Annotated in this window: 11 protein-coding genes; all 11 read left to right on the top strand. The window is 60.6% G+C overall.

The window, feature by feature from the left end; all coding sequences use genetic code 11:
- Window positions 1-85: 85 nt before the first annotated feature.
- The 11 genes from rplJ (at window position 86) to NF685_RS07735 (ending at window position 14,426) form a co-directional block, all read left to right on the top strand.
- Window positions 86-604, top strand: coding sequence for a 50S ribosomal protein L10 (gene rplJ, locus NF685_RS07685; RefSeq protein WP_222546851.1), 519 nt, complete (start codon window positions 86-88; stop codon window positions 602-604).
- Between the two features lie 78 nt (window positions 605-682).
- Window positions 683-1,057: a 50S ribosomal protein L7/L12 gene (gene rplL, locus NF685_RS07690; RefSeq protein WP_222546852.1), complete on the top strand. Its 375-nt coding sequence runs from the start codon at window positions 683-685 to the stop codon at window positions 1,055-1,057.
- A gap of 239 nt (window positions 1,058-1,296) precedes the next feature.
- Window positions 1,297-5,472 carry a DNA-directed RNA polymerase subunit beta gene (gene rpoB / locus NF685_RS07695; protein WP_252849202.1) on the top strand — a complete coding sequence of 1,392 codons (4,176 nt, stop codon included), beginning with the start codon at window positions 1,297-1,299 and terminating at the stop codon, window positions 5,470-5,472.
- An 88-nt stretch (window positions 5,473-5,560) separates the two neighbouring features.
- Window positions 5,561-9,811 carry a DNA-directed RNA polymerase subunit beta' gene (gene rpoC, locus NF685_RS07700; protein WP_222546854.1) on the top strand — a complete coding sequence of 1,417 codons (4,251 nt, stop codon included), beginning with the start codon at window positions 5,561-5,563 and terminating at the stop codon, window positions 9,809-9,811.
- 365 nt (window positions 9,812-10,176) lie between these two features.
- Window positions 10,177-10,548: a 30S ribosomal protein S12 gene (gene rpsL / locus NF685_RS07705; protein WP_023979007.1), complete on the top strand. Its 372-nt coding sequence runs from the start codon at window positions 10,177-10,179 to the stop codon at window positions 10,546-10,548.
- Between the two features lie 14 nt (window positions 10,549-10,562).
- Window positions 10,563-11,039: a 30S ribosomal protein S7 gene (rpsG, locus tag NF685_RS07710; RefSeq protein WP_252849203.1), complete on the top strand. Its 477-nt coding sequence runs from the start codon at window positions 10,563-10,565 to the stop codon at window positions 11,037-11,039.
- A 105-nt stretch (window positions 11,040-11,144) separates the two neighbouring features.
- Complete coding sequence (tuf, locus tag NF685_RS07715) at window positions 11,145-12,335, top strand: elongation factor Tu (RefSeq protein WP_222548716.1); 1,191 nt, start codon at window positions 11,145-11,147, stop codon at window positions 12,333-12,335.
- A 123-nt stretch (window positions 12,336-12,458) separates the two neighbouring features.
- Window positions 12,459-12,767 (top strand): 30S ribosomal protein S10, encoded by a 309-nt coding sequence (rpsJ, locus tag NF685_RS07720; protein ID WP_007282720.1) that lies wholly within the window; start codon window positions 12,459-12,461, stop codon window positions 12,765-12,767.
- A 10-nt stretch (window positions 12,768-12,777) separates the two neighbouring features.
- The gene (gene rplC / locus NF685_RS07725) at window positions 12,778-13,461 is read left to right on the top strand and encodes a 50S ribosomal protein L3 (RefSeq protein ID WP_222546855.1); all 684 of its coding nucleotides are present in this window, start codon (window positions 12,778-12,780) and stop codon (window positions 13,459-13,461) included.
- A gap of 12 nt (window positions 13,462-13,473) precedes the next feature.
- A complete protein-coding gene (gene rplD / locus NF685_RS07730) occupies window positions 13,474-14,088 on the top strand; it encodes a 50S ribosomal protein L4 (protein WP_023979003.1) in 615 nt (204 codons plus the stop codon).
- A 41-nt stretch (window positions 14,089-14,129) separates the two neighbouring features.
- Complete coding sequence (locus NF685_RS07735; protein WP_222548717.1) at window positions 14,130-14,426, top strand: 50S ribosomal protein L23; 297 nt, start codon at window positions 14,130-14,132, stop codon at window positions 14,424-14,426.
- Window positions 14,427-14,429: the final 3 nt, after the last annotated feature.

The following is a 14,429-nucleotide window of genomic DNA, read 5'->3' on the forward strand; positions in this document are numbered from 1 at the left end:
GAGCGGTACTTTTCCGAATGCGGGGAAGTGCCATGGGTAACCCGGTCTGGAAGCCAAGGTTTCCGGACTGACGAGGAGAATGGATTTGGACCGTCAGGAAAAACGGGCCTTTGTCGAATTCCTCGCCAACGTGTTCAACAGCACGTCCATGGTTGTCGTGACCGAAAACAAAGGTCTCACGGTAGCTGATGTGACGGAGCTGCGTCGACGCGTTCGTGCGGCGGGTGCGACATACAAGGTTGCGAAAAACCGGCTGGCCAGCCTCGCTCTGCATGGGACCCAATTCGACGGGATCGCTCCGCTGCTGAAGGGCCCGACCGCGCTTGCGTGGTCTGAAGACCCTGTTGCAGTGGCGAAGGTCATCGTCGAGTTCGCCAAGACGAACGACAAGCTTGTGGTGCTCGGTGGCGCCCTTGGTTCCCAGACGCTTGATGCGGATGGTATCAAGGCTCTTGCCGCACTGCCGTCGCTGGACGAACTGCGTGCGAAGCTGGTGGGTATGATTTCTACCCCCGCTACGCGTATCGCAGGCGTTGTCCAGGCACCGGCAGGTCAGCTTGCTCGCGTCTTCGGCGCCTATGCCAAGACCGGCGAAGCCGCCTGAATTGTCTTACGCAGCGCCGCTCCTTTTCAGGAGCGCGGGTTGTGAATCGAAAACCAGTTACCATATAGGACCATCATCATGGCCGATCTGAACAAAATCGTTGACGAACTGTCCGCTCTGACCGTTCTCGAAGCTGCTGAACTTTCCAAGCTGCTCGAAGAGAAGTGGGGCGTTTCCGCTGCTGCTCCGGTTGCCGTTGCCGCTGCTGGCCCGGCTGCTGCTGCAGCTCCTGCTGAAGAGCAGACCGAGTTCACCGTTGTTCTCGCCGAAGCTGGCGACAAGAAGATCAACGTGATCAAGGAAATCCGTGGCATCACGGGCCTGGGTCTGAAGGAAGCCAAGGACCTGGTCGAAGGCGCTCCGAAGACCGTCAAGGAAGGCGTTTCCAAGGACGAGGCAGCCAAGATCAAGAAGCTGCTCGAAGACAACGGCGCCAAGGTCGAAGTCAAGTAATCAAGACCATCGATCGCTTCCCGGCTTTGCCGGGCGGCGATTTATGGATCGAGACAGGTCAGGGCGGAAATCCTTCGGGGTTTCCGCCCGATTTGCCGTTGCGGACAAACCCTGTATAAGGGCCGGTTGTCACGCAACACCATCACGAATTCACGGTACCGGTCGTTCCGGTCGCCCGCCATGACAGGCTTCCTGCCATGTGGACGACCCGAAGGTCTGGTGCGAGAGGGCAGGGATAGATGAACGCAATCACCAAATCGTTCACAGGACGCAAGCGGATTCGCAAGAGCTTCGGGCGGATCCCCGAAGTTGCGCCGATGCCCAACCTGATTGACGTGCAGCGCGCAAGCTATGAAACGTTCCTTCAGATGAACGTGGCGCCTGACAGCCGTCAGCAGACGGGTCTTCAGGAAGTGTTCCGGTCGGTTTTTCCGATCAACGATTTTGCGGGACGTGGCCGCCTCGAATTCGTTTCCTACGAACTCGAAGAGCCGAAATACGACGTTGAGGAGTGCATCCAGCGCGGGCTTACTTATGCCGCCCCGCTGAAGGTCATCCTGCGTCTGATCGTGTGGGATGTCGATGAGGATACGGGTTCGCGCTCGATCCGCGACATCAAGGAGCAGCCGGTCTACATGGGCGACATGCCGCTCATGACCGATAACGGCACCTTCATCATCAATGGCACCGAGCGCGTCATTGTCAGCCAGATGCATCGCAGCCCCGGCGTGTTCTTCGATCACGACAAGGGCAAGACGCATTCTTCCGGCAAGTATCTGTTCGCTGCGCGCGTCATTCCCTATCGCGGCTCCTGGCTCGACTTCGAATTCGATGCCAAGGACCTGATCTATGTGCGTATCGACCGGAAGCGCAAGCTGCCGGTCACGACCCTGCTCTATGCCCTGGAGGGTGAGCACTCCATCGCTGCTCGCGCTGCCAAGGCTGCCGAGGGTGGCGATGTCGAGGCGCTCGGTATCCGCGGCATGGATCAGGATGAGATCCTGGCCTATTTCTACGGTACCGTTCCCTTCACGCGTATGCCCAAGGGCTGGGCGCGTCCGTTCGATCCTGAAGCTTTCCGCGGCATGAAGCTGCTTGAGCCGCTTTACGACGCCGATACCGGCGAAGTGGTGGCTGAGGCTGACGCCAAGCTTACGGCACGTATGTGCCGCAAGATTGCGGAAACGACCAAGGATGTGCTCGTCGGTCGCGCCGATCTGCTGGGTCGCTTCATCGCGCAGGATCTCGTCAACGAGAACACCGGCGAGATCTATGCCGAGGCCGGTGAAGAGCTGACCGAAGCCCGTCTCGAGGCACTTGAGGAATCGGGTGTCACCGAGCTGCCGATGCTTGCCGTCGACTCCTCGCATGGCCCCTGGATCCGCAACACGCTGGCCGTGGACAAGAACAACCGTCGTGACGAAGCCCTGATCGATATCTATCGCATCATGCGTCCCGGCGAGCCGCCGACCCCGGAAACGGCAGAAGCCATGTTCCAGGGCCTGTTCTTCGACGCCGACCGCTACGACCTTTCGGCCGTGGGGCGCGTCAAGATGAACATGCGTCTCGAAGTCGATGCGCCGGACACCATGCGCGTGCTGCGCAAGGAAGACATCCTGCGCACAGTCAAGATCATGTGCGAGCTCAAGGACGGCCGTGGCCAGATCGACGATATCGACAATCTCGGTAACCGTCGTGTCCGCTCCGTTGGCGAGCTGATGGAAAACCAGTATCGCGTCGGTCTGCTCCGCATGGAGCGTGCCATTCGCGAGCGTATGGGCTCCGTAGACGTCGATACGGTCATGCCTCATGATCTGATCAACGCAAAGCCTGCCGCCGCTGCCGTGCGCGAGTTCTTCGGTTCCTCGCAGCTCAGCCAGTTCATGGACCAGACCAACCCGCTCTCCGAAGTCACGCACAAGCGTCGTCTTTCGGCGCTTGGCCCGGGCGGTCTGACCCGTGAGCGCGCAGGCTTCGAAGTCCGTGACGTTCATCCGACCCATTACGGCCGTATCTGCCCGATCGAGACGCCTGAAGGACCGAACATCGGTCTGATCAACTCGCTCTCGACCTATGCCAAGGTGAACAAGTACGGCTTCATCGAGACGCCGTATCGCCTCGTGCAGGACGGCGTGCTGCAGGACGGCTGGAAATACCTCTCCGCCATGGAAGAGGACAAGCTGATCGTTGCGCAGGCCGACGCCGCGCAGGACAAGGAAACGGGCCGTCTGACGGACGAGCTGGTCTCCGTCCGCCGCTCGGGCGATTTCCGTCTCGTGCCGCCCGAACAGGTCACGGCTTGCGACGTGTCGCCCAAGCAGCTCGTTTCGGTGGCCGCAGCGCTCATCCCGTTCCTTGAGAACGATGACGCCAACCGCGCACTGATGGGCTCGAACATGCAGCGTCAGGCCGTGCCGCTGGTGCGCGCCGATGCGCCGCTGGTCGGAACGGGCATGGAAGCCGCTGTGGCCCATGACTCGGGTGCGACCATCGTTGCCAAGCGCAATGGTGTGATCGACCAGATCGACGGTGCGCGTATCGTTGTGCGTGCGACTGACGAGGCCGGTTCGACGCAGGGCGTCGATATCTATCGTCTGCGCAAGTACATGCGTTCCAACCAGTCCACCTGCATCAACCAGCGTCCGCTGGTGCGCGTGGGTGACACGGTTCATGCGGGCGACATCATTGCTGACGGTCCGTCCACCGAGCTCGGCGAACTGGCTCTTGGCCGCAACGTGCTCGTCGCGTTCATGCCCTGGAACGGTTACAACTTCGAAGACTCGATCCTCATCTCCGAGCGTATTGCGCGTGATGACGTCTTCACCTCGATCCATATCGAGGAATTCGAAGTCATGGCCCGTGACACCAAGCTGGGTCAGGAAGAAATCACCCGCGACATTCCGAATGTCGGTGAAGAAGCCCTGCGCAATCTCGATGAGGCGGGTATCGTCTATGTCGGTGCCGAGGTTAATCCGGGCGATATCCTGATCGGCAAGGTCACGCCGAAGGGCGAAAGCCCGATGACGCCGGAAGAGAAGCTTCTGCGCGCCATCTTCGGCGAAAAGGCTTCTGACGTTCGTGACACCTCGCTCAAGCTGCCCCCGGGCACGAGCGGTACGATCGTTGACGTGCGCGTCTTCTCACGCCGTGGCGTGGACAAGGACGAGCGTGCCATGGCCATCGAGCGCGCCGAGATCGAGCGTCTGACCAAGGATCGCGATGACGAGCGCGCCATCCAGGAGCGCAGCTTCATTGCGCGTCTGCGTGAGCGTCTGCTGAACCAGACGGCTGCTGCCGGCTTCAAGGGGATCCGTGCAGGCACGGTCATTACCGACGAGGTTCTGGACGAGCATCCGCGTGGCGCATGGCGTAACATCACGGTCAGCGATGACAGCGTGATGTCCGAACTGGAGACGCTGCGTCGCGAATACGATGCCGCTGTCGGCAAGATTCAGGCCCGTTTCGACAGCAAGGTCGAAAAGCTGCAGCGCGGTGACGAGCTGCCGCCGGGCGTGATGAAGATGGTCAAGGTCTTCGTGGCTGTGAAGCGCAAGCTGCAGCCGGGTGACAAGATGGCCGGTCGTCACGGTAACAAGGGTGTCGTCTCACGCGTTGTGCCGGTTGAGGACATGCCGTTCCTCGAAGACGGTACGCCGGTCGATCTGGTTCTGAACCCGCTGGGCGTGCCGTCGCGCATGAACGTCGGTCAGATTCTCGAAACGCATCTTGGCTGGGCCTGCGCCAATATCGGTCAGAACATCGGCAAGATTGCCGATGACTACCAGCGCACGGGTGAGCGCAAGCTCGAGCTGCTTGAGAGCCTGCGCGACGTCTATGGCGACGCCGTATTCGAAAGCGATATCGCGACGCTGCCGAACGAGCAGCTTCTTGAGCTGACCGGAAATCTCCGCAAGGGCGTGCCGATCGCGACCCCGGTTTTCGACGGTGCATCGATCCCCGATATCGAGGACATGCTGGTCAAGGCCGGCGTAGACAAGTCGGGCCAGTCGCAGCTGATCGACGGTCGTACGGGTGAGGCTTTCGAGCGTCGCACCACGGTCGGTTACATCTACATGCTGAAGCTGCATCACCTTGTCGACGACAAGATCCATGCACGCTCGATCGGTCCGTACTCGCTCGTCACGCAGCAGCCGCTGGGTGGTAAGGCGCAGTTCGGTGGTCAGCGCTTCGGTGAGATGGAAGTCTGGGCTCTTGAAGCTTACGGTGCCGCCTACACCCTGCAGGAAATGCTCACGGTCAAGTCCGATGACGTTTCCGGCCGTACGAAGGTCTATGAGGCTATCGTGCGCGAGCAGGACGATTTCGAAGCCGGTATCCCCGAGAGCTTCAACGTTCTGATCAAGGAACTGAAGTCGCTCGGCCTGAATGTCGATCTGGAGCAGAGCGCGATCTGATGCACTCTGTCTCTGCCTTCTCTGTGTTTGTTGCTAACGCGGGCGCGGCCGGTCTTCCGGCCCGCTCCGTGAAATGGGATTTCGGCGCATGAACGAACTCATGAAGATCCTTGGTCAGACGGGCCAGACCCAGTCATTCGACCAGATCAAAATCCAGCTCGCTTCATCCGAGCAGATCCGCTCCTGGTCTTACGGCGAGATCAAGAAGCCCGAGACCATCAACTACCGTACGTTCAAGCCAGAGCGTGACGGCCTGTTCTGTGCGCGTATCTTTGGCCCGATCAAGGACTATGAGTGCCTGTGCGGCAAGTACAAGCGCATGAAGTTCCGCGGCATCGTGTGCGAAAAGTGCGGCGTTGAAGTGACGCTTGCCAAGGTTCGCCGCGAGCGCATGGGCCATATCGAACTGGCATCGCCGGTTGCGCATATCTGGTTCCTGAAGTCGCTGCCGAGCCGCATCGCGACGATGATCGACATCACGCTGAAGGATCTCGAAAAGGTCCTGTATTTCGAGAGCTATATCGTTCTCGAATCCGGCACGAGCCCGTTCAAGCGCTATTCGCTGCTGTCGGAAGACCAGTATTTCGATGCGATGGACGACTATGCCGATGAAGGTCTCGAAGTCGGTATCGGTGCTGAAGCGGTCAAGAAGATCCTGTGGAAGGCGCGTCTGCACTCCACAGAGACCGATCGTCCGGGCCTGATCGACCGCGACGGCCGCGATCAGGACAAGTCCGACGGCGATCTGCTGCGTGAAGACCTGCGTGAAGCCACGTCGGAAGCCAAGCGCAAGAAGCTCGTCAAGCGCCTGAAGCTGTTCGAAGCCTTCGCTGAGAGCGGCTCGCGCCCGGAATGGATGATCCTGGACCTCGTCCCGGTCATTCCGCCCGAACTGCGCCCGCTCGTGCCGCTGGATGGCGGTCGTTTCGCGACGTCCGATCTGAACGATCTCTATCGTCGCGTGATCAACCGTAACAACCGACTGAAGCGCCTGATCGAGCTGCGGGCGCCGGACATCATCGTCCGCAACGAAAAGCGCATGCTTCAGGAAGCCGTTGACGCCCTGTTCGACAACGGCCGTCGCGGTCGCGCCATCACGGGTGCCAACAAGCGTCCGCTGAAGTCGCTGTCCGACATGCTCAAGGGCAAGCAGGGCCGCTTCCGTCAGAACCTTCTCGGCAAGCGCGTCGACTACTCGGGCCGTTCGGTCATCGTGGTGGGTCCCGAGCTGAAGCTGCACCAGTGCGGCCTGCCCAAGAAGATGGCGCTCGAGCTGTTCAAGCCCTTCATCTACAGCAAGCTCGAGAAGTATGGTCACGCCACCACCATCAAGGCTGCGAAGCGCATGGTGGAGAAGGAGCGTCCGGAAGTCTGGGATATCCTTGAAGAGGTTATCCGCGAGCATCCCGTGATGCTGAACCGCGCACCGACCCTTCACCGTCTCGGCATCCAGGCTTTCGAGCCCGTGCTGATCGAAGGTAAGGCGATCCAGCTGCACCCGCTGGTCTGCACCGCGTTCAACGCCGACTTCGACGGCGACCAGATGGCCGTTCACGTGCCTCTGTCGCTCGAAGCACAGCTTGAAGCCCGCGTGCTGATGATGTCGACCAACAACATCCTCAGCCCCGCGAACGGCAAGCCGATCATCGTGCCGTCGCAGGACATCGTGCTTGGCCTGTACTATCTGAGCCTCGAGGTTCCCGAGTATCACACGACGCCGGATCAGGCCGAGTATGATGCAGAAGGTCGTCTCGTTAAGGCCGGTCCGTCTGCCTATGCGTCGGTGGCCGAGATCGAGCTCGCCATGAACGAGGGCACGCTCAAGCTGCACGACAAGATCCGTCTGCGCATGGACACGCTGGATGCTGACGGCAAGCCCGTTCGCCAGACCATGCTGACCACGCCGGGTCGTGCGCTGATCGCCCAGATCCTGCCGCGCAATGCCGCCATTCCGTTCTCGCTGGTCAACAAGCAGCTGACCAAGAAGAACGTGTCCGATGTGATCGATGCTGTGTACCGTCACTGCGGTCAGAAGGAAGCGGTCATTTTCTGCGACCGTCTGATGGGCCTCGGTTTCCGCCACGCAGCGCGCGCCGGCATCTCCTTCGGCAAGGATGACATGATCATCCCGGTCGAGAAGCAGGAGCTGGTCGAGCGCACGCAGGCCGAGATCAAGGAATTCGAGCAGCAGTACCAGGACGGTCTGATCACGGCTGGCGAACGCTACAACAAGGTGGTTGACGCCTGGTCACGTTGCACGGACGAAGTCCAGGCAGCGATGATGAAGGAGATCTCCCGCCAAGTCATCGGCAAGCCGACGAACTCGGTGTGGATGATGAGCCATTCCGGTGCGCGTGGGTCGCCAGCCCAGATGAAGCAGCTTGCCGGTATGCGTGGTCTGATGGCCAAGCCTTCGGGCGAGATCATCGAGCAGCCGATTATCGCGAACTTCAAGGAAGGCCTTTCGGTTCTCGATTACTTCACCTCCACCCACGGTGCCCGTAAGGGTCTCGCGGATACGGCGCTGAAGACGGCGAACTCGGGTTACCTCACGCGTCGTCTCGTCGACGTGGCGCAGGACTGCATCATCGTCGAGAACGATTGCGGCACCGAGCGTGGCCTGACGATCCGTGCGGTCATGGATAGCGGTGAGGTGATTTCCTCGCTGTCCGAGCGTATTCTGGGTCGTACCCTGACGGCTGACGTGACCGATCCGGTGAGCGGTGCGGTTCTGTTCCCGCGCAACACGCTGATCGAGGAAGCTGAGGCAGAGATCATCGAGAAGGCGGGCGTTGAAAGCGTGCTGATCCGCTCGGTGCTGACCTGTGACAGCCGCGTTGGTGTGTGCGGTCACTGCTATGGCCGTGACCTTGCGCGCGGTACGCCGGTCAATATCGGTGAGGCCGTGGGCGTTATCGCTGCACAGTCCATCGGTGAGCCCGGCACGCAGCTGACCATGCGTACCTTCCATATCGGTGGTGCGGCTACCCGTGGTGCGGAGCAGTCGATGGTCGAGGCGTCGCGTGACGGCAAGGTGACCATTCGCAACCGCAACGTGGTGCAGAACAGCCAGAACGTCACCATCGTGATGTCGCGTAACTGCGAAATCCTGCTGACGGACGAGAAGGGTGTTGAACGTGCCCGTTACCGCGTGCCTTACGGTGCGCGTCTGATGGTCACGGAAGGCCAGGAAGTCACGCGCGGTCTGAAGATGGCCGAGTGGGACCCCTACACCCTGCCGATCATCACCGAGCAGGCCGGTACGGTCGAGTATCTCGACCTGATCGACTCCATCACGCTCGTCGAGCGTATGGACGAAGTCACGGGTCTGACCTCGAAGGTGGTCGTGGACTACAAGCAGGGCAGCAAGGGTGTGGACCTGCGTCCGCGTCTGCAGCTCAAGGACGCAGCGGGCAATGTCGTCCGTCTCGCAAACGGCAACGAGGCGCGCTACTTCCTGTCGCCCGACTCGCTGCTGTCGATCGAGAACGGTGCGACGGTCCATGCCGGTGACGTGCTGGCCCGTATCCCGCGTGAAGGTTCCAAGACCCGCGATATTACGGGTGGTCTGCCGCGCGTGGCCGAGCTGTTCGAGGCCCGTCGTCCGAAGGATCACGCGATCATCGCCGAGACCGAGGGCCGGATCGAGATCGGCAAGGACTACAAGTCCAAGCGCTGCATCATCGTGAAGAACGACGAGACCGGGGAAGAGACCAACTATCTCATCCCGAAGGGCAAGCACGTCTCGGTGCAGGAAGGTGACTTCGTGCAGAAGGGCGATCCGCTGGTCGACGGTCCGCGCGTTCCCCATGACATTCTCAAGGTCATGGGCGTCGAGGCACTGTCCGATTATCTCGTCAACGAGATCCAGGACGTCTATCGACTGCAGGGCGTGAAGATCAATGACAAGCATATCGAAGTCATTGTTCGTCAGATGCTGCAGAAGGTCGAAATCCTTGAGCCGGGCGACACGACCTATCTGATCGGTGAGACGGTCGATCGTATCGAGTTCGAGGTCGAGAACGAGAAGCGCGTCAAGATGGGCGAGGAACCTGCAAAGGGCATGCCCATTCTGCAGGGTATCACCAAGGCCTCTCTGCAGACGCAGTCGTTCATCTCGGCAGCCTCCTTCCAGGAGACCACACGCGTGCTGACCGAGGCGGCGACAGCCGGCAAGGTCGATACGCTCAACGGTCTGAAGGAAAACGTGATTGTCGGACGTCTGATCCCGGCAGGCACGGGCAGCGTCATGAACAAACTGCGTGCCATGGCGGCCTCACAGGACCGTCAGCGCGTCAGCCGCGCTGTACCCGAGGTCACGGACGACGCAGCGGAGTAAGCCCCGCTGTAGCGCCGGAAAAACTAGTTTACGTTTGAGATCGGGCGGGGTAATACCCGCCCGATTTCGTATCCGGCGATTCGAAACGGGAATCGAACGGGAATCGGGCAGAACGCTAGAGTATGCTTGACTTTCCCCTAGAAGGGTCATAGGGTCCGCGCCCTCGGCTACCCCCGTCTCCTGAGGCGTCTGAGCCGTTGATAGACAGCATCAAACGCTAACGGTGCCGCCGCCTTCGGGTGAGGCTCAGGCCGGTAGTGAAAGAGTCGAAAGCGGGCGGCATTCTGTCGCGCGCTGAATTTTGTTGGAAGCAAGCAGATCGGGCCTAGTCCGGTCTGGCAATGAGCAAGGATCGGGAAGGGCGTATGCCGACCATCAACCAGTTGATCGCCAAGGGCCGCGAGCCTGCCGCCAAGCGGAATAAAGTGCCGGCCCTTCAGGGTTGCCCCCAGAAGCGCGGCGTTTGCACGCGCGTCTATACGGTTACCCCGAAAAAGCCGAACTCGGCCCTGCGTAAGGTGGCAAAGGTGCGCCTGACCAACGGGTATGAGGTCGTTAGCTACATTCCGGGTGAAGGCCATAACCTGCAGGAACACAGCGTCGTGCTGATCCGCGGCGGCCGTGTAAAAGATTTGCCGGGTGTGCGTTATCACATCCTGCGCGGCGTGCTTGACACGCAGGGCATCGCCAAGCGTCGTCAGCGCCGTTCGCTGTATGGCGCGAAGCGTCCGAAGTAAGAGGAAATTCAGGCATGAGTCGCCGTCATCGCGCTGTAAAGCGTGAGATCCTTCCCGATCCGAAATTCGGAGATGTCGTCATCACGCGTTTTATGAACGCCCTGATGTACGATGGTAAGAAGTCCACAGCCGAGGGCATCGTTTACGGTGCGCTCGAGTCCGTGCGTCGTCGTGGCGGTGCCGCGGCTGACCCGGTCGCCATGTTCCATGCGGCTCTGGACAACGTGAAGCCGGCCGTAGAGGTCCGCTCTCGCCGTGTAGGCGGTGCGACCTATCAGGTCCCCGTCGAAGTCCGCACCGAGCGCCGTCAGGCCCTCGCGATCCGCTGGCTGATCGACGCCTCGCGCAAGCGCGGTGAAAACACGATGCAGGAACGCCTTTCCAACGAGCTGATGGACGCGATCAACAATCGCGGCTCCGCCGTCAAGAAGCGCGAAGACACGCATCGCATGGCTGAAGCCAATAAGGCATTCAGCCACTATCGTTGGTAAGCTTTTAAAGCTGACCTGTTTCTCCGGGTGCCTCTTTACGGCGCGCCCGGCACGAATTAGCAATCTTCCCCGCCGCTCCTTCGGCGGTGGGTTATGGAGAGAATGATGGCTAAGGCTAAATTTGAGCGGACGAAGCCGCACTGCAACATCGGCACCATCGGTCACGTTGACCATGGCAAGACCTCACTGACGGCTGCAATCACGAAGACGCTCGCCAAGACCGGCGGTGCGACCTTCCGTGCGTATGACCAGATCGACGCAGCTCCCGAAGAGCGCGCTCGTGGCATCACGATCTCCACCGCTCACGTTGAGTACGAGACGAAGAACCGTCACTACGCCCACGTCGACTGCCCGGGCCATGCTGACTACGTCAAGAACATGATCACCGGTGCTGCCCAGATGGACGGCGCGATCCTGGTTGTGTCCGCTGCTGACGGCCCGATGCCGCAGACGCGTGAGCACATCCTGCTCGCTCGCCAGGTTGGTGTTCCGGCTCTCGTCGTATTCCTCAACAAGGTCGACCAGGTTGACGACGCCGAGCTGCTCGAGCTCGTCGAAATGGAAGTCCGTGAGCTTCTTTCGTCCTACCAGTTCCCCGGCGATGATATCCCCATCGTCAAGGGTTCGGCTCTGGTGACGCTTGAAGACGGCGACGCAGCAATCGGTGAAGACCGCGTGCTCGAGCTGATGGAAGCCGTTGACACGTACATCCCGCAGCCGGAGCGTCCGGTTGACCGTCCGTTCCTGATGCCGATCGAAGACGTGTTCTCGATCTCGGGTCGTGGTACGGTTGTCACGGGTCGCGTCGAGCGTGGCGTTGTGAACGTGGGTGACGAAGTCGAAATCGTCGGCCTCAAGGACACCGTCAAGACGACCGTTACGGGCGTTGAGATGTTCCGCAAGCTGCTCGATCGCGGTGAAGCCGGTGACAACATCGGTGCACTGGTTCGTGGCACGAAGCGTGAAGACGTCGAGCGTGGCCAGGTTCTTGCAAAGCCGGGTTCGATCACCCCGCACAAGAAGTTCAAGGCTGAGGCTTACATCCTCACGAAGGAAGAAGGCGGACGTCACACTCCGTTCTTTACAAACTACCGTCCGCAGTTCTATTTCCGCACGACCGACGTCACGGGCGTCGTTCAGCTGCCGGAAGGCACGGAAATGGTCATGCCGGGCGACAACATCGCCATGGACGTCGAGCTGATTGCTCCGATCGCCATGGACGAAGGTCTCCGCTTCGCTATCCGTGAAGGCGGCCGCACCGTCGGTGCAGGCGTGGTCTCTTCGATCAGCGCCTGATTTTAAGCACGGGCCCTGAATTGGCTGGCCCCGGTCGGAGTGATCCGGCCGGGGTCGGCTTTAGAAGGGACCAGGAGGGAGCAGGGTAAGACCCGAACCCCAACGAGTTGGATTATTGGTAAGATGGACAACCAGAACATCCGCATTCGCCTAAAGGCGTACGATCACCGCGTGCTCGACAACAGCACGAAGGAAATCGTAAACACGGCGAAGCGTACGGGTGCGCGGGTTCGGGGTCCTATCCCGCTACCGACGCATATCGAGCGGTTCACGGTGAACCGTTCCCCACATGTGGACAAGAAAAGCCGCGAGCAGTTCGAAATTCGGACTCATCGCCGCCTGCTCGACATTGTTGAGCCGACACCGCAGACCGTGGACGCCCTCATGAAGCTCGACCTCGCCGCTGGCGTTGATGTCGAGATCAAACTTTAAGGTCCAGACGATGCGTACCGGATTGATCGCAAAAAAGCTGGGTATGACCCGGCTATTCAAGGAAGATGGCACACATGTGCCGGTCACAGTGCTGCATCTCGACGATGTCGAGGTGGTGGACACCCGCACGCAGGAGCGTGATGGTTACACGGCAGTACAGATCGGTATGAGCAAGGCGAAGGTGAAGAACGTCACCAAGCCGATGCGTGGCCATTATGCTCGCACCAAGGTGGAGCCGAAGAAGACTCTTGTCGAGTTTCGCGTGGCAGAAGATGCCGTGCTTGAGGCTGGCTCGAAGCTCTCTGCGGCCCATTTCGTCGTTGGCCAGAAGGTCGACGTCACCGGCACCAGCAAGGGCAAAGGCTTCGCCGGCGTCATGAAGCGCTGGAACTTCGCTGGTCTTGAAGCCTCCCACGGCGTGTCCATCAGCCATCGTTCGCATGGTTCGACAGGTCAGCGCCAGGATCCGGGCAAGGTCTTCAAGGGCAAGAAAATGGCCGGTCATATGGGTGACAAGCGCATCACGACGCTCAACCTCGAAGTGGCAGCCGTCGACGCCGAACGCAACCTGATCATGGTTCGTGGTTCGATTCCGGGTGCCAAGGATGGCCTGGTGATGATCCGCGATGCGATCAAGAAGGCCCGCCACGCAGATGCGCCGTACCCGGCAGCGACTGCGGCGGCCGCCGGTTAAGGACTGAGGGCGATGGAATACGATATCAAGACCCTCGATAATGGCAGCGCCGGAACGGTGACCCTGCCAGAGGAACTGTTCGGCGCGACCCCGCGTGCGGACATCATGGCTCGCGTTGTACACTGGCAGCTGGCAAAGCGCCGCGCCGGTACGCACCGCACCAAGGGCATGGGCGAGATTTCTGGCACGACCAAGAAGCCGTACCGCCAGAAGGGCACAGGCTCGGCACGTCAGGGTTCGCTGCGCGCACCGCAGTTCCGTACCGGTGGCGTCGTTCATGGTCCGGTCGTTCGCGACCACGGCTATGACCTGCCCAAGAAGGTGCGTCGCCTCGGCCTGATCTCTGCGCTTTCGCAGAAGGCCGCTGCTGGCAAGCTGATCGTGATCGATCAGGCCGCCGGTGTGACCAAGACCCGTGAGGCCGCTGCAAAGCTGGCAGCGCTCGGCTGGTCCTCGGCTCTGATCGTTGACGGTGCCGTCGATGTGGCTTTCGGTCGCGCTGTGCGCAACCTGCCCAAGATCGACGTGCTCCCCACGATCGGCGCCAACGTGTATGACATTCTGAACCACGACGTTCTCGTGCTGACGCGCGCAGGGCTCGAGGGTCTCAAGGAGCGCCTGGCATGACCACGAGCATCGTTCTTGCGCGCCGCACAAAGGCGCAGCGCATGACGCGTGAAGCGATGTTCGACATCGTTCGCGCGCCGCTCATCACCGAGAAGGCGACGGCCCTCTCCGAGCGTAACCAGGTTGTTTTCCGCGTGGCGATGAACGCCGCGAAGCCGGAAATCAAGGTTGCGGTCGAGACGCTTTTCGGCGTCAAGGTCGTCTCCGTGAACACGCTGGTGCAGAAGGGCAAGACCAAGATGGTCAAGGGCCGTCCTGGTCGCCGTTCGGACATCAAGAAGGCGTATGTTCAGCTTGCGGAAGGTCAGTCCATTGACCTCACCGCGAAGCTGGGCTGACGC

The organism is Asaia lannensis NBRC 102526, assembly GCF_024054035.1.
In the GTDB taxonomy this organism is placed as follows: Bacteria; Pseudomonadota; Alphaproteobacteria; order Acetobacterales; family Acetobacteraceae; genus Asaia; species Asaia lannensis.